Origin of the sequence: Paenibacillus sp. LHD-38 (assembly GCF_031157315.1) — a bacterium.
Lineage (GTDB): Bacteria > Bacillota > Bacilli > Paenibacillales > Paenibacillaceae > Pristimantibacillus.
The window spans coordinates 187,552-207,539 of record NZ_JAVIFU010000004.1; the positions used below are offsets into that span (position 1 = coordinate 187,552).

General features: G+C 49.6%; 13 protein-coding genes and 1 pseudogene. 13 read left to right on the plus strand and 1 reads right to left on the minus strand.

What is annotated here, in order from left to right:
* Nucleotides 1–19 precede the first annotated feature (19 nt).
* The 10 genes and pseudogenes from RCO25_RS05440 to RCO25_RS05485 all read left to right on the plus strand — a co-directional run bounded on the left by RCO25_RS05440 (nt 20) and on the right by RCO25_RS05485 (nt 14,777).
* Nucleotides 20–1,645 carry an extracellular solute-binding protein gene (locus RCO25_RS05440; protein ID WP_308995112.1) on the plus strand — a complete coding sequence of 542 codons (1,626 nt, stop codon included), beginning with the start codon at nt 20–22 and terminating at the stop codon, nt 1,643–1,645.
* Between the two features lie 231 nt (nt 1,646–1,876).
* Nucleotides 1,877–2,644: a hydroxypyruvate isomerase family protein gene (locus RCO25_RS05445; RefSeq protein WP_308995113.1), complete on the plus strand. Its 768-nt coding sequence runs from the start codon at nt 1,877–1,879 to the stop codon at nt 2,642–2,644.
* A 204-nt stretch (nt 2,645–2,848) separates the two neighbouring features.
* Entirely contained in the window at nt 2,849–3,787 is a 939-nt protein-coding gene (locus RCO25_RS05450) for an ABC transporter permease (protein ID WP_308995114.1), read from the plus strand.
* Between the two features lie 16 nt (nt 3,788–3,803).
* Nucleotides 3,804–4,676, plus strand: coding sequence for a carbohydrate ABC transporter permease (locus RCO25_RS05455; protein ID WP_308995115.1), 873 nt, complete (start codon nt 3,804–3,806; stop codon nt 4,674–4,676).
* Nucleotides 4,677–4,761: 85 nt separating this feature from the next.
* Nucleotides 4,762–6,432: an ABC transporter substrate-binding protein gene (locus RCO25_RS05460; RefSeq protein WP_308995116.1), complete on the plus strand. Its 1,671-nt coding sequence runs from the start codon at nt 4,762–4,764 to the stop codon at nt 6,430–6,432.
* A 214-nt stretch (nt 6,433–6,646) separates the two neighbouring features.
* Nucleotides 6,647–8,719 (plus strand): annotated as a pseudogene (locus RCO25_RS05465) (alpha-glucuronidase family glycosyl hydrolase).
* Between the two features lie 132 nt (nt 8,720–8,851).
* Nucleotides 8,852–12,298 (plus strand): glycoside hydrolase family 2 TIM barrel-domain containing protein, encoded by a 3,447-nt coding sequence (locus RCO25_RS05470; protein ID WP_308995117.1) that lies wholly within the window; start codon nt 8,852–8,854, stop codon nt 12,296–12,298.
* A 104-nt stretch (nt 12,299–12,402) separates the two neighbouring features.
* Nucleotides 12,403–13,056, plus strand: a complete 654-nt coding sequence (locus RCO25_RS05475; RefSeq protein WP_308995166.1) for a M48 family metallopeptidase — start codon at nt 12,403–12,405, stop codon at nt 13,054–13,056.
* Nucleotides 13,057–13,185: 129 nt separating this feature from the next.
* Nucleotides 13,186–13,374: a hypothetical protein gene (locus RCO25_RS05480; protein ID WP_308995118.1), complete on the plus strand. Its 189-nt coding sequence runs from the start codon at nt 13,186–13,188 to the stop codon at nt 13,372–13,374.
* Nucleotides 13,375–13,544: 170 nt separating this feature from the next.
* Entirely contained in the window at nt 13,545–14,777 is a 1,233-nt protein-coding gene (locus RCO25_RS05485; RefSeq protein WP_308995119.1) for an MFS transporter, read from the plus strand.
* A 92-nt stretch (nt 14,778–14,869) separates the two neighbouring features.
* On the opposite strand, the gene RCO25_RS05490 is transcribed toward RCO25_RS05485, so the two are convergent.
* On the minus strand, nt 14,870–16,753 hold the full coding sequence (locus RCO25_RS05490; RefSeq protein WP_308995120.1) for a family 43 glycosylhydrolase: 1,884 nt from the start codon (nt 16,751–16,753) through the stop codon (nt 14,870–14,872).
* A gap of 247 nt (nt 16,754–17,000) precedes the next feature.
* Here RCO25_RS05490 and RCO25_RS05495 point away from each other — a divergent pair, with 247 nt between their 5' ends.
* From RCO25_RS05495 to RCO25_RS05505, 3 genes are all read left to right on the plus strand, one after another.
* A complete protein-coding gene (locus RCO25_RS05495; protein ID WP_308995121.1) occupies nt 17,001–17,831 on the plus strand; it encodes a helix-turn-helix transcriptional regulator in 831 nt (276 codons plus the stop codon).
* A 105-nt stretch (nt 17,832–17,936) separates the two neighbouring features.
* A complete protein-coding gene (locus RCO25_RS05500) occupies nt 17,937–18,962 on the plus strand; it encodes an ABC transporter substrate-binding protein (protein WP_308995122.1) in 1,026 nt (341 codons plus the stop codon).
* A gap of 416 nt (nt 18,963–19,378) precedes the next feature.
* The gene (locus RCO25_RS05505; RefSeq protein WP_308995123.1) at nt 19,379–19,936 is read left to right on the plus strand and encodes a GNAT family N-acetyltransferase; all 558 of its coding nucleotides are present in this window, start codon (nt 19,379–19,381) and stop codon (nt 19,934–19,936) included.
* Nucleotides 19,937–19,988 lie beyond the last annotated feature (52 nt).

Sequence of the window (19,988 nt, forward strand, 5' to 3'; positions counted from 1 at the left end):
TTGAGAGGAGACGGCTTACATGGAAGCGCGAAAGTTCGGTTTTCTAAGGAAGGGTTGGGTGGCAATCGCCGTCATTACCTTATTCACGTCCGGATGCTTCGGGGGGAATAGCGCGGAAGAGAACCTGTCGACGAATGGGCAGACAGAGACGGCTATCCCTGAACGCCACAGTCCCGCAGCGTCCGGAGGGCCGTTCGAATATCCGATGCAGGGTGCGCCGGAGCTGACGTTAATGACGGAGTTCCCCGACATGGGGACGCCGAATGCGGGACCGATTGACGAAGAATACGAGAAACGAACCGGCATCGCGATTCGGCATCTCGGAGGCGTTCCGATGCAGGATAATAAATTCAAATATCTCCTTGCCTCGGGAAACCTGCCGGACATCTTTATGAATAACTGGCTTCAATTTCCGGGAGGGCCGGAGAAGGCGATCGAGCAGGGGTATATTCTGCCTCTGAACGATGTCATCGACCGGTATGCGCCGAATTTCAAGCGGATGCTCGAAGAAAACCCCGAGATCGATAAAATGGTAAAGACGGACAGCGGCATCTATTATGCGTTCCCGTTCATTCGTTCGGAGGAGGGCAAGGTGTACGGCGGACCGATCATCCGCAAGGATTGGCTTGACGAGCTGGGACTCCTTGTCCCAACGACGATCGACGAGTGGTATACAACCTTAAAGGCATTCAAGGAGAAGAAGGGGGCGACGGCGCCGTTAACGCTCCGAACCTTATTCATGGGCGAACGGACGGCAGGCTTCGCAGGGGCGTTCGGCGTCATGGGAAATTTCTACGTGGAAGACGGGAAAGTAAAATACGGTTACTTGGAGCCGGAGTACCGGGAATATTTGGCGACGATGAGCAAGTGGTACCGGGAAGGGTTGATCGATAAAGACTTTGCCGTTCTGGATTTGGAATCCGTAGACAAGAAGATGACTTCCGGAACAAGCGGTGCGACGGTCGGCTGGTTTTCCTACATTGAGAAATATAATCTTGCGGCGCATTCGGGCGACCCGGCCGCTCGTTATGTTGCCGCTCCCTATCCGACGCTCAGACAAGGAGAGATCCCGAAATTCGGGCAGCTCGACAACGCGTATGCGGGGACCAGCTCGGCGGCGATCAAGGCCACGACGAAAAACCTGGAAGCGGCGGTCCGGTGGCTGGATTACGGCTATTCGGAAGAAGGCAGCCTGCTGAACGCGTACGGCATTGAAGGCGTCACGTATACAATGAAGAACGGACAACCGGAATACACGGATCTGGTCATGGCGAATAAAGGCGGATTATCCAGCGATCTGGTGATGCTTCAGTACGCACACCAAACGAACTTCCCGATGATCCAGCGCGACTCGCAGCTGGAGTGGAAGTTTGAAGAAACGAACCAGGCCGTTGAGGTATGGCGAAAGACGAAGCACGAAGACTATTTGCTGCCGCCAATTACGCCGACGACGGAAGAGGCCAGCGAGTTGTCCGCGCTGATGGACGGGATCGGCGAGTACGTTAAGGATGCGGAGCTTCGAATCATTCTGGGCATGGATGCCATTGACGCTTACGAGGATATGGTGAAGCAGCTGAAACGGCTCGGGATCGATCGGATCCTGGAAATTAAACAAGCGGCATATGAACGATATGTCAATCGATGACCTCCGAACGCTCGGAGGTCTTTTTTTTTGCTCCGTAACGCCCGATTCGGGAAACGGTCACTTTGTTTCAAGCTGTTCATCGCGATTTATTTGTTATCGTACATCATTTCCGTTATTGAACATTGCTGCGCGAAGGGCTTCTCCGATACATTGTTGGAGCGACGGCACATCGTTCTGTGCTTGAAAATGTCGAAGCCGAGTTCATGACGTAAGGCGGAGGGAGCGAGCAGCATGATATATTCGCCATCGATCGAAGCTGTATTTCGCGGAAGCGGTTACAGCGTTGAACAGATGATTCGGACGGTACACGAGATGGGGTTTCAGGCGTTCGAGTTTTGGGGATGGTGGAACAAAGAAATAGAAACAATCGAGCGGGTCGCGTACGAGCTTGGCCTTCAAGTCGGTTCGTTCTGCTCGAAGCCAATATCGTTGCTTGATCCGAACCTTCGCAACGATTTTGTGCTGGGCGCTCAAGAAAGCATTCAGGTGGCAAAAAGGCTGGGCTGCCGACACCTCATTGCCATGTCGGGCAATCAAATGGAGGGCGTTTCGCGACAGAAGCAGCGGGAGAGCGCCATCGAAGGGCTGAAGCGCTGTGTCCCTATGCTGGAGCGTGCGAATGTGCACCTTGTATTGGAACCGCTTAACGTGAAGATCAATCATCCGGGGTATTTCTTGAGCGAATCGTCCGAGGCATTCGAGATTGTTGAGCGTGTCGGAAGCCCGATGGTGCGGGTACTGTACGATATCTATCATCAGCAAGTAACCGAAGGAGACTTGGCTCGAACGATCGAAGCTCATTTCCTAGAGATCGGATACTTTCATGCAGCCGACCATCCGGGACGCCATGAACCCGGAACGGGCGAGATTGCATATCCCTTTCTAATGAACAAACTTCAGGAGCTTGGATACGAAGGATTCGTAGGCTTGGAATTTTTCCCGAAGACGACACCTGAAGAGGGGCTCCGCGCTTGCATGAACTTACTGCCGAAGTGCTAGGAGATCGTAAGCGCTTCACGCACGATTCGTGAAATTAACAATTGGATTCAAATTGTTGAGCGCGATATCTTCGGAAGTGTACATGATTTTCGTTATTGAACATTGCTGTGCGGGGGGCTTCTCCGATACATTGATGGAGCGATGGAACGTCAGGCCACCCAAGTCCGGCCAGGATAAATTTTTTCTTAAGGAAGTGATGACGGAATGGCAGCTCATGCGCAAGACAACAAGGCTGTAGATACAAGTCCGCTGTGGAAACATGTTAGAAAGGAATGGAAGCTGTATTCGTTCCTGATTCTTCCTGTAATTTATTTCATCATCTTCAAGTATACGCCGATGCTCGGGAACATCATCGCTTTCCGGAAGTATAGAGGCGGAACGAACTTTTTCGGTTCGGAATGGGTCGGATTTTCGTATTTCGAGATGTTTATGAAGGACCCTACGTTCTGGAGAGCCTTCTTCAACGATCTGACCTTAAGCGTAAGCTATCTCGTAGTCAAATTTCCCATCACCTTGCTGTTCGCGCTGCTGCTGAACGAATTGCGGCGAGTCAAGTGGAAGAAGTTTGTGCAAACGGTTTCTTACCTTCCACATTTTATTTCCATGGTCATTGTGGCGGGGATGATCAAGGAGATCGTTTCTATGACGGGACCGATTAACAATATATTGGCCTGGATGGGACTCGGTAAAATATCGTTTATTTCCTTGCCGGAATGGTTTCCGACGATATACGTCACTTCGGGCATCTGGCAAAGCCTCGGCTGGGGAACGATTCTTTATTTGGCGGCGATGACCGCCATCGATCCGTCGCTTTATGAAGCGGCGAAAATCGATGGAGCGAATCGGTTCAGGCTCGCGATGAATGTCACGATTCCTGGCATTTTGCCGACGGTCATGGTGCTCCTGATCTTGGATATCGGCAGCATCTTGGGCTCGAATTTCGAGAAAATCCTGCTTTTGTACAATCCTCTGACTTATGAAAGTGCGGATGTCATCTCCACCTACGTCTACCGGATGGGTATCACCGGCAGCAACTTTAGTTATGCGACGGCGGTAGGCTTGTTCGAAGGCGTCATCGGACTGATTCTGGTGACGATCGCGAATGAAGTTTCGAAGCGAACAACGAAATCCAGCTTATGGTAGAAAGGAGCCAAACGAAGTGAATCGAACCTCTTCCTTTAATGCATTCACTGTTGTAAACGGTTTATTCATGCTTCTAGTTGTCTTATTCACCTTATACCCGTTTGTCTATCTCGTGGCGCAGTCCCTCAGTTCGGAAGCTGCTATCTATGCCGGCAAGGTGACGTTCTTTCCGGTCGAATTTACAACCAAAACCTACGAGGTCATTCTGAGCAAGCCTGACTTTTTCCGTTATTACTGGAATACGATTGTTTATTCCGTGGTCGGCACGCTCATCGCAGTGACCGCGACGGCCGTCATGTCCTATCCGCTTTCAAAAGAGAGGCTGCGCCTCAATAAATTTTTTATCCCGTTCGTGCTGTTTACGATGTATTTCGGCGGCGGTCTCATTCCGAACTACATCCTGATCGCGAAGACACTCGGCATGCGGGATACGATCTGGGCTATCGTCATTCCGGGGGCGATCAGCGCCTTCAATGTCATTCTAATGAAGACGTTCTTCGCCGGCATTCCGAACGAATTGGAAGAAGCGGGACGCGTCGACGGTCTGGACGTGTTCGGGATTTTTACAAAAATTATCATTCCTCTGTCGAAGCCGATTTTGGTCACGATTATGCTGTTCGTCATCGTCGGCATGTGGAATAACTGGTTTGGGCCTTCGCTCTTTTTGCAGTCGAAGGAGAAGTGGCCGGTCGCCTTGTACTTGAAGCAAATTATCGACAACGCGGTCAGTCCGACCGAGATCGGGGCTACGTCCGACCAGGCCAGCCAAATCGCGGCAAGCGTCAAATCGACGGCGATGGTACTCACCTCGCTGCCTATTATCTGCATCTATCCTTTCGTGCAGAAGTATTTTGTACAAGGGATGATGATCGGAGCAGTCAAAGGGTAATCGATGTAATCGATATAACCGGAAGGGCTGCAGCCGTTTCCGTTATATAAAAAATCGCAGGAACCAAATAAAGGGAGGCAGCGGTATGAAGAAATTCAGTAAAGCGGCATTCATGATGATGCTGGCATTGATGCTTGTGTTTGTGACAGCGTGTTCATCTAATAACGAAGGCGCGTCGGGCAACGAAACGCCCGCATCGGGCAATGCAGGCACAGGCGGTGCGGATGCAGCGGAGGATTACGCTTTCGGGGAGGAGCAGACCTTCCACTCCAATGAGCCGGTAACCTATTCCATGATGTACAGCGACCATGAGAATTATCCTACGAAAGAGGACTGGAGACTATGGAGCGCCATTAAAGAAAAGACGAATGTGAGCTTCGACCTGTCCATCACGGCAAGAACGGAATATGAGAATCAAAAATCTCTGCTGGTGAACAGCGGTGATGCGCCTTACATCATTCCGAAAACGTACGATGAATCCGCTTTCGTGGCATCCGGTCAGATCGTGCCGGTCAGCGATTGGGTGCAGTATATGCCGAACTACATGAAAGCCGTGAAAGATTGGGGAATGGAAGAGGATCTGAAGGCCAAGATGAAGAATGACGGGAAATATTACGTCCTTCCAGGCATGTGGGAGATCGCCGGCGGCGGTTATTCCTATATCATCCGCAAAGATGTGTTCGAAGCGGCGGGCGTGGACGTCGAGGGTGAGCAAGGGAACTGGACGTACGAGGAATTCTCTGCAGCGATGAAGAAGGTGAAAGAGCATACGGGCTCGGAATACGTGTTCTCTGATCAATTCAAAGGTGATTCAGCGCTCAACATTACCGCTGTTCAATATGGCGTTACCGGCGGATGGGGACTGTCGAACGGTCTGGTCTTTGACCATGAGAAGAAGCAGTTCACTTTTGCCAATGCATCGGATGATTTCAAGAACTACCTTGGTTATTTCAATAAGCTGATTACCGATGGCATTATGGATCCTGAATCCTTCACGCAAGAAGACGATGCGGCACAAGCCAAGTTCTTCAAAGGCGATACCTACGTGATAAGCGGAATCTATCAGGTACTGGCGGATTTCAAAAGCAAAATGCAAGATCCGAATGCCGAATTGTATATGATCACACAACCCGGCGGACCAAAAGGAAAGCTTCAGGTCGAGACTTCCCGATTGGAGAACGGGGTCATGATCAGCAAGAACGCGCTTGACGATTTGGGCGAGGGAGGCTTTATCAAGATGCTTCGTTTCGTCGACTGGCTCTGGTATTCCAATGAAGGTCAAACACTCAGCTTGTGGGGCGTAGAAGGCGAAACATATGATCTGAATGCAGACGGAAATATCGTGCTCAAGCCGGATATCTATTACAACGGGATGAACGAAGGCGCAACGAAGCAGCTGAACGTCGATTACGGCTTCGCCGGAGGGGTGTTCGCCTACGGGGGTTCTGCAAAGCTCAGAATGTCCAAGATGACAGAAGGTGAGAAGGACTTCGTGAATCGCGTCCAGTCGACACGGGAGCCGCGTAAGCTGGCGCCGCCGATTATGGGTTCACCGGAGGAAAGCGAACAGATGAATCTCATCTCGACACCGCTTATGGATTACGTGAAAACGATGACGTTAAAATTTGTTACCGGTCAAGAAAGCTTCGATAAATGGGACAACTATAAGGCTCAGGTTGAAGCGAACGGCAGCACGCGGTATACGGACATGGCAAATGATATTTTCGAGAAGACCAAGAGCTTGCTGGGTTATTAATGGTCAAGCGTAAACGGCTGTCGCCGTCCTCAGTAGCAAAAGCTATCGTTTCGCGGAGATATATAAGCACATTTATAAGTGAAAACTTATAAATTCTTATATATTAAAAAAGGGGCTAGGTGTGCGGTCTTCCGAAGGAGGATGCACCTAGCCCTCTTTTCTAGAAATATAAGCGTGGTTAAGTTTAGAACGGAGGTATTGTCAGGTGACGGAGATGAGCGAAACAATCGAAAATGAAGCGTGGCTTCGTTATAATGTCATTGAGGATGAAGGGCTGCGGGAGGAGTACCGGGTTCGCTGCTCGGCCATTGCAATCACGGAGCAAACCAAGGTATTGCGCACCGCGGAAAGAGAACTGGCGGAAGCTGTACAGGCCATGACCGGATACTCGCCTGATCTCGTTACGATTCGGGATCACCTTGTTCCAAGCGTGATCATCGGGGTCTTAGGCAGCGGGGATGCCGGGATCGACCGCGAAGTAGGAGCTTAAGCCGCAATGATCGGCGACGAAGGGTACGTGATCCGGTCGCTGAACGGCCCGGAGGGAGAGCCGAACCGAATCGCGATCGTCGGGAAGTCGGAACGCGGCGCACTGTATGGAGCCTTTCACTTGATCCGGTTGATGCAGATGAGGGAGCCGATCGGCGAGCTGCATATCGTCGAGACGCCTGCCAACGGGTTGAGGATGATCAATCAGTGGGACAACATGGACGGATCGATCGAACGCGGCTATGCCGGAAAGTCGATCTTTTACCGGAACGATGGTTTCGTGGAAGACTTAACCCGCATCCGGGACTATGCCCGGCTGCTGTCTTCCGTCGGAATCAATGCGATCTCGATCAATAATGTGAACGTTCACCGGGAAGAGACGAAATTGATTACAGCGGAGTATGAAGAGACGTTAACGAAAGTGGCGGACGTATTCGGAGAATACGCCATTCAATTATTCCTTAGCATTAACTTCGCGAGTCCGATCGCGGTTGGCGGTCTGCCTACGGCGGATCCCTTGGATCAGGCGGTCAGAGACTGGTGGGCCGAACGGGCGTCCGCCCTTTATCTTGCGATTCCCGACTTTGGCGGTTTTCTGGTGAAGGCCGACTCCGAATTTCGTCCCGGCCCCTTTACTTACGGACGGAATCATGCGGACGGAGCGAACATGCTGGCCGAAGCGCTGGCGCCGCACGGCGGGCTGGTCATCTGGCGCTGCTTCGTATACAACTGTCTTCAGGATTGGCGTGATCGTTCGACGGACCGGGCCAAGGCGGCCTATGACCACTTTATGCCGCTCGATGGACGTTTCGCCGATAATGTCATTCTGCAGATCAAGAACGGGCCGATGGACTTTCAAGTCCGCGAACCGGTATCGCCTTTGTTCGGAGGGCTCCGTGAAACGAATCAAATCCTGGAGCTGCAAATCACCCAGGAATATACGGGGCAGCAGAAGCATGTCTGCTATCTGGTGCCGCAGTGGAAAGAAATTCTCGACACCGATACGCATGCCGCCGGTGAGGGGTCGACCATTGCCAAGATCGCGCAAGGCGCCATGTGGGGCCGTCCGTACGGCGGAATTGCGGCCGTGTCGAACATCGGGGACGACGCTTGCTGGACCGGGCATCCGCTGGCTCAAGCAAACCTATACGGATATGGACGGTTGACGTGGAGTCCTTCGTTATCCGCCGAACGGATCACGTCGGAGTGGATTCGGCTAAGTCTCGGCCGCGATAGGGCGGTCGAAGAAGTCGTCACGAACATCTTAATGAAGTCTTGGGGCATATACGAAAGCTACACCGCTCCGCTCGGCGTCGGTTGGATGGTGAATCCGAATCATCATTACGGCCCGAACGTAGACGGATACGAGTATTCGAAGTGGGGGACGTACCATTTCGCGGATCACCAAGGCATCGGGGTCGATCGAACGATGGAAACAGGCACCGGGTACGCTGCACAATACCATTCGCCTCGTCGCGAGATGTATAATTCATTGGAAAGTTGTCCCGATGAACTGCTGCTGTTCTTCCACCATGTCCCGTATACTCATGTTTTGCATAGCGGCAAGACGGTGATCCAGCATATTTACGACACGCATTTCGAAGGCGCGGAAGCGGCGGCGGCCTTGCTGGACGATTGGCGATCGGTCGGAGGCAAGGTCAACGAGAAGGATTTCGAGCTTGTCGCCTCCCGGTTATCAGAGCAGCACGAACACGCCAAAGAATGGCGGGACATGATCAATACGTATTTCTATCGGAAGTCAGGCATTGCGGACTCGCAAGGCCGCCTAATCTATTGATGCAGCACGGACAAGAAATGCGGGGCATCGCGATCATGCGAAGCACCGCATTTCAATCTTGGAATAGTAGGGTGCAGGCGTAAACGAATAATACGCTCTATCCCAATACCTGCGAAAGCGAGCTGTTCGACCATGAATACGAAATTACTTTTCAACGATGGATGGGAATTTTCCAAAAGCGGTCTGGATGTTACGGACCATGCCGGGCTGCACTTCGAACCGGTGGATCTTCCTCATGATTGGTTGATCTATAATACATTGGCACTTTACGAGAACGGTATCGGCTGGTATCGTAAGAAATTTATCTGGACACAGCGCGATCGCGAGCTCCTGCTCTGCTTCGACGGCGTGTACATGGATTCTTCCCTATACATAAACGGTCAGCTTGCAGGCGAATGGAAATACGGATACTCTTCCTTCGAACACGAGATTACGGACGCGGTCATCGAAGGTGAAAATGAAATCATCGTGAAAGTCGTGCATCAGAGTCCAAACAGCCGATGGTATTCGGGAGCAGGGATATACCGGAACGTCTGGTTGAAGGAACGGGACAAAAATCACATTCTCACGGATGGCCTGTATGTCACATCCAAGCAGCAAGATGGCGGCTGGTTGGTGGAAATCGACTCGGACTTACAAATCGAAGAAGACGTTTTTCTTTCGCACAATATCAGCTGCCAGGGCCAGACGGTCGCTGCCGCTTCGGAGCGGGTAACAGCAAGCCGCGGCTCGATCACGAAAAACCGCCAAACGTTAACCGTAGATCATCCCATGTTATGGAGCACGGACGAGCCGACTCTGTACCTGATCGTCACGCGAATGCATCGAGCAGCGGCCGAATCGGCCGAGGAACAGTGCAGCGAAGAACTAGAGAAGATCACCTTGCCTCTAGGCTTCCGGAGCATCGTTCTCGACCCGGAGCAGGGACTTCAGGTGAACGGGAAGAAGCTGAAATTGAATGGCGTCTGCGAGCATCATGACTTGGGTGCTCTAGGAGCGGCGTTTAACATCTATGCGCTGCGAAGAAGATTCGAGATCCTGAAAGAAATGGGCGTCAACGCCATCCGCACGGCACATAATATGCCGGCTCCGGAGCTCATGGATTTGGCGGACGAAATGGGACTGTTCGTCGTCACGGAGGCGTTCGACATGTGGGAACGATCGAAGACAACTTACGATTACGCAAGATTTTTCAAAGATTGGGCATATCTTGACGTGAAAAGCTGGGTGCTGCGAGACCGGAATCATCCGAGCCTGCTGATGTGGAGCATCGGGAACGAGATTTACGATACGCATGCTGACGAACGAGGCCAGGAAGTCACCAGAATGCTCATGGAATATGTATTGGAATTCGATCCGAAGCAGAATGCTCGGGTTACGATCGGGTCGAACTATATGCCGTGGGAGAATGCGCAGAAATGCGCCGATATCGTAAAGGTTGCCGGCTACAATTACGCGGAGAAATATTACCGTAAGCATCATGAAGAGCATCCGGATTGGATCATCTACGGCAGTGAGACTGCTTCGGTCGTCCAGAGCAGAGGGATTTATCATTTCCCGTTCGAGAAATCGATTCTTGCCGACGATGACGAGCAATGCTCCGCCCTAGGGAACAGTTCGACAAGCTGGGGAGCCAAATCGGCGGAAGCCTGTATCTTGGCGGAGCGGGATACGCCGTTTTCTCTTGGTCAGTTCCTGTGGACCGGATTCGACTATATCGGGGAACCGACGCCGTACCATACCAAGAATTCCTATTTCGGTCAGATCGATACGGCTACGTTCAAGAAAGATTCCTATTACATCTATCAAGCTGCTTGGACCGATTATAGAACGAATCCAATGGTGCATGTCTTCCCATACTGGGATTTCAATGACGGGCAAATCATCGATGTTCGTGTATGCTCGAACGCGCCTAAGATCGAGCTGCAGTTCAATGGGACTACGATTGGAACACACGAAATCGATCACGAGCATGGGTCGCAGCTTATTGGTTGGTGGAAGGTTCCTTATGCGGAAGGGGAAATCAAGGCCATCGCCTATGACGAAACGGGCAAAGTCATAGTGACCGATGCTCGAAGATCCTTCGGGGATGCGAACAGTATATGTCTCCAAGCGGATAAAGAGGTGTTTGCGGCGGACGGTACTGATTTGATTTTCGTGGAAATCGGTATGTTGGACGGTGAGGGTCATCCGGTAGACAACGCGAACAATCGCGTGCATGTCGAGGTGACGGGGGCAGGCCGGTTGCTGGGGCTTGATAACGGCGACAGCACGGATTTTGATCCGTATAAGGGAAAAAGCAGAAGATTGTTCAGCGGTAAGTTGATGGTGATCATCGGCGCGACGCTGGAGCCGGGCAAAGTCCGAATCGAAGTATCCTCTGAGGGTATGCGAACCGAGGCGGCGGAATTTGAGTCGCATCCCGTGAAAAACGGAATTCAGCAAGGAATTTCAGCGAACGCTAGAAATCAAGAGCTGCACTGCGTGACAGGGGGCTGCGATGAAATTCCGCTTCGTAAGATCGAAATCATCAGCGACTCGGGACAAGACTTAGATGAATCTACAAAGGAGATAACCGTTCGAGCCAAATTATGGCCGGAAAACTCCACCTATCGAGACGTCGAGTGGCGCGCCGTAACGGATGAAGGTATCGACTCGAATATTGCCAGGGTCGAAGCGAACGGACTTGAGGCGAAGATCTCCGCCATCGGCGACGGTGCTTTCCGTCTGCGCTGTACGACCAAGAACGGCACGGACAAGACGAAGTTTATCTCCCAGTTGGAGTTTAAGGCAACAGGTCTAGGAACAGCCTACAAGGATCCCTATGGATTCATCTCGGCGGGACTTTACGATTACAGTAAAGGCGATGCCGGGAACGGCAACGAAAGAGGTGTAGCGACGAGCAGAGACGGCGAGACGCACGTAGGCTTCCGCGATATCGACTTCGGTCCGTATGGCTCCGACACCATCACGATTCCAATCTTCGCGTTATCCAGTGAAGAATATACGATGCAAATTTGGGAAGGGATGCCCGGCGAAGAGGCCAGCTCCTTAGTTGCCGACGTGATTTATCAGAAGCCGTCCAAGTGGAACGTATATCAAGAAGAAACGTATCGCCTGACCAAGAGACTTCGCGGAATTACGTCGATCTGCTTCGTGCTTCGTCAGAAGGTGCACATCAAAGGATTTTCCTTTGAACGTCAGAACCGGGCTTTCGAACGAAATTCGGCGGCGTCCTGCGACCGGATTTATGGGGATACGTTTACCTTCGCAGATGATCGTGTGGAGGGCATCGGGAATAACGTCTCACTTGAATTTTCGCAGATGGCGTTTACCGGCGAAGGTGTTTCGAAGCTAGTCGTAAACGGGAGATCGCCAATCGACAAGAATACGATTCATATCCGGTTTGCCGGCGATAACGGTGAAACCAATCAACTCGTGGAATTTGAGAAATCCGCTGGATACGAAGAACGGGTGTTTGAATTGGAACAGGTGACAGGGTTGCAAAAAGTGACATTCATCTTCCTGCCGGGGAGCAACTTCGACTTCGGCTGGTTCCGCTTTATGCGGGGGGTTTGATACAATAGGGGAAGGAGAAGAGGGACGCGGGGAGTAATCCTTGCCCCTCGGCTCGTTCCTTTTTTTATGTGATTCGAAATAACCTTACAGAAATGATGTTGATGATGAAAATCGAATTTGAAAACCAGACGATCGAATTTAATGTCCTCTACGGCACTAGAAAAAAGCTTTCCATTCATATCGACTCTACGGGTCACATCACCGTTAAAGCGCCTAATGATACGAACAATGAAGCGGTAATGAGCGCTGTGGAGCGTCACGGGAAAAGGATTTTAGAGAAATTGCAAGCGATTGCTGCTGCCCGCCAGGTGCCTAAGACAAGGGAATATCAGGACGAAGGAAAGTTCCTTCACCTCGGAAAATATTATTTTCTCCATGAGTTAATCGACACGAAAGAGCTCAATGAGGATGAACTGAAAAGTAATCTGAAGAAGTTTTATTTCTTAAGCTGCAAGAAGATCGTCGCGGAGCGGGTCAAAATCTATCAAGCACAGCTGAAGGTGAGGCCTAAAACGATTGAGGTCGTAGAGTCTAGAACGAAGTGGGGGAGCTGCAGCTCGGATAAGCATTTAACCTTTAATTATCGTTTAGCAATGGCTCCAATTGAAGTGATCGACTATGTAGTCATCCACGAGCTCTGTCATCTGCACCATATGAACCATGATCGATCCTTTTGGAGACGCGTTGGTAGTATCATGCCGGATTATAAAGAAAAGGAAGCATTTCTGGCGAGGTATGGACAGGCGATGACGCTATAGTACAGAAAGGTTGGACGATCGGGCAGGAAACTGGTATACTTGCCGGGATTGCTCCCGTAAAGCGATTTCAATTGTCGGATTTAGAGGGAGCTCGTCTAATATTAGCTGCAGTCAGGAGTGTTATATCAATTGAGAAAATATAATTTTATGCGTCCGATATTGCTGATCGTAATGGCGCTGCTTGTTAAGAGCCTGATTACGAATCTTTGCATGGTGTTCGGGATGGAACAGGGACCGGCAGAAAATATCGGTTTTATTTGCATGCTTATCACGGCAATCGTTGTTTATTCTAGAATCGCCCGGAAACGCCGCAAATAACAAAAGCCTCGAAAGGAGCAGCCATCGAAGGAAACAAAAGGAATGGATGCTCCATTCGAAAAAACGAGCTGGGATAATGAGAATATTGAAACGTGAAAATCTCGTGTTATAATCTTTACGTAAACGATTACATGTAATCGTTTAACTAAAATAAAGAGAGGAAGAAACATATGACCGGCCATTTAAGAAAAACGCCATCCATTTATCGAAACCGGTTTTTTCAGGCCATTATTTTATCCGGCTTATTTTTGCAGATTGGCATCTGGGTACGCAATATTGCGGTCTTGCTGTTCGTGATGGAACAGACCGATAAGAATGCGACTGCGGTTTCATTGATATACGTAGCTGAGTTTGCTCCAATCTTTATATTTTCTTTCATCGGTGGAACATTTGCAGACCGCTGGAAGCCGAAGAAAACAATGATCTGGTGCGAACTATTGAGCGCTGGTTCGATTTTACTAGTGTTATTTGCACTTACTTTTGGATCTTGGAAGGCGGTATTCTTCGCTACACTCGTTTCGTCCATTCTGTCACAGTTTTCCCAACCGTCAGGGATGAAGTTATTTAAAGTACATATTCCCGAGGAACTTATGCAAACAGGTATGTCGATGTATCAGACAATGATGGCTGTATTTATAATATTGGGGCCGATATTGGGAACCTTTATTTATAAACAATTCGAGATTGAAGCGGCTATCGGAGTGATGTGTGCTGCTTTTATTCTGTCTGCTGCGGTGTTAACCTTACTTCCACCAGATCGGGAAGCGCGGGATATACACAAGGAAACAAATCTCAAGGAAGAGATGGCTTTGGGTTTGCAATACATATTGTCTAAAAAAGTATTGTTGATATTGGGCGGATGTTTTGCGGCCGCGGGGCTGGGAGTCGGATTTATACATCCGATGGCCATTTTCTTGGTGACGGAGCGTTTAGCTTTACCTGAAGATTATTTCCAGTGGCTCCTGGCCGCTAACGGGATTGGAATGGTCGTGGGCGGGGTCCTCGCCGTTATGTTCAGCAAAAAGATATCTCCGCCATTGCTCTTGCTATTCGGATTGCTAGTTAACGCAGCGAGTATGATCGTTTCAGGGGTTTCAACTTATTTGTGGCTGACGCTTGCTGCACAGTTCTGCATGGGATTGGTCACACCTGGGTTTCAAGTGGCTGTACAAACCATGATACTAAAAAATACAGAGGAATCGTTCATAGGTCGAGTAAACGGTATTTTGGGTCCATTATTTCTAGGGTCATTCGTGCTCACGCTTAGTACGGCGGGATGGATGAAACAATTATTTTCGGTCGTCGGAATGTATGCTTTTTCCGGAACGTTATTTATTATCGGCGCTTTGATTAGTTTGCCTTTGTTTCGCTTCCGTTCGGATGATAAGGCGCCTACCCCATAAGCAGTTATTCTGTTGTCCAGGTGCAGCTGTCAACCCTTGTAAAACAATGACAGACTTATCGTCCAAGATGATAAGTCTGTCATTCCGTTATTTTAAAGTGGAAGCAAGACCCACCTTTGAGCATCAAACGAATTTTGCTCCCAAATTTGCACGTTCGACCCGTTTGCCGTGCCTCCGTTCGCCACATCCAGCACTTTGCCGCTCGCCGGATTTATTAGCTTGTAGGTGCCGTTGGATTGAAGAGAGATATTCCACTTTTGAGCGCTCAAGCCATTATCCGTCCAAATTTGAACGTTGGTACCATTTGCTGTTCCCCCGCCCGCGACATCGAGTGCCTTCCCGCTATTCGGATTAACCAACTTGTACGTTCCGTCTGTGTTCATTGTAACTTTCCACATTTGCGGTGCTAGATTGTTATCCGCCCAAAGCTGTACGTTCGTACCGTCCGCAGTGCCGCCATTCGCCACGTCAAGAGATTTCCAGCTGGCTACGTTGACTAGCTTGTACGTCGCTCCAGATAGAATGGGTGCCGAGATTTTTTTACCCCATATGGCCGTTCCTGATTGATTTAGTCCAGTATAAACGTAGGTAGGGCGGCTAGTCTCCCAATCCCACGCCTCGATCATTTGGACGGTATCGATCCAGTAGTCGCCCGGCGCTTGTCCAGGTGCATACCAGTAGAGCTTGAGCGTGCCCGGAGCGGTGAAGGTCCAGTAGTTGGAGCTGGATTCCGTTCCAATTTTGCCGCTGGCCAGAAGGGTGACATTACTGGATCCAATCTTCCCATTATTTGAGCGGTCAAGTATGATCGATTCCCAGGTACCCGCAACGACGTTGGAGGAAAGGGTACGCTGCTCTTCGCCGGTAAATCGCTCTGGAGATACGAGAGGCCAGCCATCAGCAGACCATAGCATTTTACGCACATGCAAGTATGTCCAGTCCTTATTAGCTTCGCCGCGTGCGTGATGGATCATGTACCAGCTGCTTCCATCCTGCAGGATCGTGTTATGACCGGGGCCGTACCACCCATCAGAGCCTGCGAAGCCGTACCCGCTTAAGATCTTAGTACCAACCTCGGTTTGCGGAGATAGGCTTGTATTTGTCATTGCATTACCGTTGTAGTCCAGGTAGGGTCCCGTAATGCTGGAGGAACGTCCAACCCGGACATTATAAGTCATATTTGACGTATTGCAGCAGGAATCGTAAGAGACAAACAAGTAGTATTTGTTCTGGGATGCATTATAAATGATATTTGGTGCTTCGACAGCACGATCGACCGAGGTGCTGCGTGCCGCGATCAACGTTCCTTGTCCGGACGCCGCGAACTTTCCGGTTGTTGCATTCAGCTTTGTGATAAAAATACCGCCGAAAAACGATCCGTACGACATCCATGGTTGTCCAGCGGAATCGATGACAACGTTAGGATCGATCGCGTTAGCGGTGTAGGCGTCGCCTTCCTTTGTTTTGAAGACCTCGCCTTGATCGGCCCATGGACCGGTAATCGAACTGCTTGTCGCGACACCGATGTACGAGGTGCGAGTGCCGAAAGCGGAAACGCAATAGTACAAATAATAAGTGCTGCCGAGCTTGACGATTTCCGGCGCCCAGATGACATTGACCCCGCCAGTCCAGTTTTTGGCTGCTGTAGGTACTCCATTCAGTGCATAACCGACCCATGTCCAGTTGATCAAATCGGTTGATTTTCGAATCTGTATGCCTGGGGTTGCTGCGCCACCGACATTATAATCCGTCGAGAATAGATAATACGTGCTGCCTTCCTTGTAGATTTCGGGGTCATGCACATTCGTTATATTCCAAGCCGACTCGTTATTAATGTTAGCTGTATCATACATCGGATAGTTTGGGGGTTGGTTGATGGCAGCAGATGCTATACTACTAAAAAGTAAAGCGCTTACAATAAGTGAAACAAAAACAAGTTTGAGGGTAAAGAAGGAGGCTGATTTTTTCTTTAACATCGTAAACATCCCTTTCTGATTTTAAATGGGGTTACAGGGTGGACGGCTAGTTAAAGGATAAGTGACTCTTTACAGCAGAATGTAAGCGATACCAACCTTTCAATAGTTTAATATATTTATTACTCGATTCGTAAATTCATTATGCTTTAAATGCTGTATTACGTCAATTGATAATATTTGAGCCGCCTGTATTTCTCGAGTACAATGAGGGAGTAAAAGGGCCACCGAAATAAGAAGGGGTGTTGGTATGGAAAGTCAATACGATGAGTTGGCTGCTTACTTCTTGCAGGTGCCGATTGATGTTTTTGGTGTGTATCAAACCTTGCTTCGTGCAGGTGTCTACCAGGGACATAAATACCAGCCTACGACCAAGTGCGCGCTGCTTATCGCGTTGAAAGGCGAGGCTGTCTTTGATTACGACGGTACAAGCTACCCCCTGTATCCTGGAAAGGCTTTGCTTGGCGGATCTAATCGGCATTTTGAAATTGTCGTTCATACTGCCGAATTTGAATATTTTCTCGTGCATTATCTAACTGCAAACGCGGAGCAGGAACAACTTGCTCGAATGGAAAAGGTCAGCGAACTTCACGTTGAAATGGATGCGGCGCTGCTGCAGTTGATGGAGCAGCTCAGGCGGCTGTCCACGGTTCTTGGCAATATCGAGCTGCTGGAGAAAAAGACGTTATTTTACCGACTGCTCAATAAGGCGCTTCTGTTCGAACGGTACCAGCAAAACAGCGAGAGCCAGCCAATGATGGAGCAGACGATTGAATACATTCGGCAGCACTATATGGAACCGATCACGCTGGAGAGCTTAGCAGATCAGCTCCGGATGAAGGCGAAATATTTTTCGCATTTGTTTCGGAAATATACGGGCATCGGCCCTATTAATTATTTGATTCAATTCCGAATGAACCTTGCGTATGAGCTGCTGATGAGCGCTGAATTTTCGGTGCGCGAGATTGCCAGAAGCGTAGGCTACTCCGACGCCTATTATTTCAGCAGATTATTCAAAAAGCATTACGGGATGTCGCCGACAGCCGTGAAACACCTCGAAAGTAGAAATAATCCATCCTAAGATCGGGAAATAATCTATTTGCGAAGGATAATTGCAGTGGTATGATTAACCTCGATAATGATAATCGTTATCATCATATGAGAAGTTATTGAGGGGAAGAGTGAAATGAAGATACGTAAAATGCCCATGGTAGCAGCTTGCCTGCTATTGTTTATCGTTATGCTTGTCAGCGCATGCTCAAATGCTGCAGGTACGAATAACGCGAGTAACGCGACAGAAAAGCCGTCAAATGCTAGCGACAGCAATGCCAATGCAGACGCGGCTGAAAGCCAAGGCTTTCCAAGATCCGTTACAAGCGCTAACGGCGAAGAAATTACGATTGCCGAAAAGCCGCAAAAGATTGCATTGGTACATTGGGGACTTACCCAAGACTTGTTAGGCTTCGACTTGCCGTCCATTGCGGTAACGCTGCCGTTCACGGCTAAGCAGTCGTTCCTAGACACCGAGCTGTACAAGCCATATGTCGAAAAGTTTGATGAAGTGACCGTCGTTGGCGAGAACACGGCGGTTTATTTAGAAGCGCTGCTGGAATACGAGCCTGATCTTATTTTGGCGGGCAGCGTGACTAACAAAGACATAACCGATCAATTATCGCAGATCGCTCCAACGATTTTGATCGATGAAGAGAAAACGAATGTCTGGACCGATTGGCAGTCTGTCATTACGAAGTTCGGGGAGATCCTCGGCCAAGAGGAGCTTGCGAAGCAGACAATTGACGAATTTTCCGCAGAGGTTGAACAAGTGAACCAGCAATTAAGCGGCGTGGAAGGCACAGTTGCCTATCTTCAGGTTAGGGATAAAACGATTTGGCTGCAGGGTACAAACTACGCAGGCGATTATTATGAGCCGATCGGGCTGAAGGCGCCTGAAGAGGCAATTGGCGATGGCATTGAGCTCACGCTCGAAGGGCTGAGCGCAATTGATCCGGACCATTTGTTCCTCGGTTATTTTAATTACACGGATAAATCGCTTCCGGCTCTTTCAGACGAATGGGAAAAAAGCGAGGTTTGGAAGAAGCTGAAGGCTGTTCAGCAGGATCAGGTGTATGCCATAAATGGAGAGCTTTCCTATGGATACGGACCGATCAGCAGAATTAATGGTTTGAAAGCCATTGCAGACGCGCTGAAATAAGCAACCTTCAAGAGAGCATCGGGCCTCACATGACACAATGAGATGATGAATAAGTTAGCAAGATGAAGAGGGACATTGTTCCCTCTTTTTTTTTTTTGCGTGCACAGATTTTTAAGATGCATCCCTCGCTATGAAGAGATTCATCAGGAAGGAAGGACGTATTCTTAGTCTTCACCCTTGAGATGATTACAATGCGTATTTCCATTAATGGCAGGGCCTCTTTACTAGAAACATCCCTAAACTTGAACGATGGTCCAAATAAAGGGATGAACGAATAATGAGTACACTGGAGGAAGCAGAAGGCGTAAGCGCATCCTGCTTCTTTTTCTTTGGAGACTGTACTTCCTATTGGGTGAAAATAGATAAAAAACGGGTATAATTAAAGGAGCCATATTTCCATTTGGAGGTTAATAAACATGTCAGCATTTACTCGAACGGACTCTATCGGGATCATTCAATCGGATATCAAAGTGTTTCAAGCGAAGCCAGAGGATACAGAAGCCGTATTGCAATTGCTCGTCCAAACAGCGGAATGGTTACGGAGCAAAGGCTCGAAGCAGTGGAGCGGCTTGCTGCATGGCGAGGACTCCCATCAGACGCAGGAGGCAATTAAGCGCGGGGAAGTGTACATATTCTTGCAGGGCAGCATGTTAGCGGGAATGGTGATGCTGATGCAGCAGGAGAGTGCATGGGACCGCGGGCTCTGGGGAGATGAGGGGCATGAATCCTCGGTCTATTTGCACCGTCTGAATATCAACCGTGAAGCTGCGGGCAAAGGTTTGGGTGAAGCGATTGTACGCTGGTCCGATTCCGGTATTCATTTTCCGGGGAAAGACCGCATTCGGCTGGACTGCATTGCAAGCAACGCCAAGCTGAACCAATTTTACCTGGACTGCGGTTATGAATTTAAAGGCTCTGCGTCCAACGAAATAAGTACATTCAATAAATACGAGAAGCTTTGCACGCTAACGTAAAACGAAAGCCTCCAATACTTACTTTTGCCTCGGCTGCTTAAAACATCGTCCA

Coding starts and splice junctions, on each gene's coding strand:
- RCO25_RS05475 (WP_308995166.1), top strand. CDS start 12,403: ATGAAAATCGAATTTGAAAACCAGACGATCGAATTTAATGTCCTCTAC.
- RCO25_RS05485 (WP_308995119.1), top strand. CDS start 13,545: ATGACCGGCCATTTAAGAAAAACGCCATCCATTTATCGAAACCGGTTT.
- RCO25_RS05440 (WP_308995112.1), top strand. CDS start 20: ATGGAAGCGCGAAAGTTCGGTTTTCTAAGGAAGGGTTGGGTGGCAATC.
- RCO25_RS05445 (WP_308995113.1), top strand. CDS start 1,877: ATGATATATTCGCCATCGATCGAAGCTGTATTTCGCGGAAGCGGTTAC.
- RCO25_RS05495 (WP_308995121.1), top strand. CDS start 17,001: ATGGAAAGTCAATACGATGAGTTGGCTGCTTACTTCTTGCAGGTGCCG.
- RCO25_RS05490 (WP_308995120.1), bottom strand. CDS start 16,753: ATGTTAAAGAAAAAATCAGCCTCCTTCTTTACCCTCAAACTTGTTTTT.
- RCO25_RS05450 (WP_308995114.1), top strand. CDS start 2,849: ATGGCAGCTCATGCGCAAGACAACAAGGCTGTAGATACAAGTCCGCTG.
- RCO25_RS05500 (WP_308995122.1), top strand. CDS start 17,937: ATGAAGATACGTAAAATGCCCATGGTAGCAGCTTGCCTGCTATTGTTT.
- RCO25_RS05460 (WP_308995116.1), top strand. CDS start 4,762: ATGAAGAAATTCAGTAAAGCGGCATTCATGATGATGCTGGCATTGATG.
- RCO25_RS05505 (WP_308995123.1), top strand. CDS start 19,379: ATGTCAGCATTTACTCGAACGGACTCTATCGGGATCATTCAATCGGAT.
- RCO25_RS05470 (WP_308995117.1), top strand. CDS start 8,852: ATGAATACGAAATTACTTTTCAACGATGGATGGGAATTTTCCAAAAGC.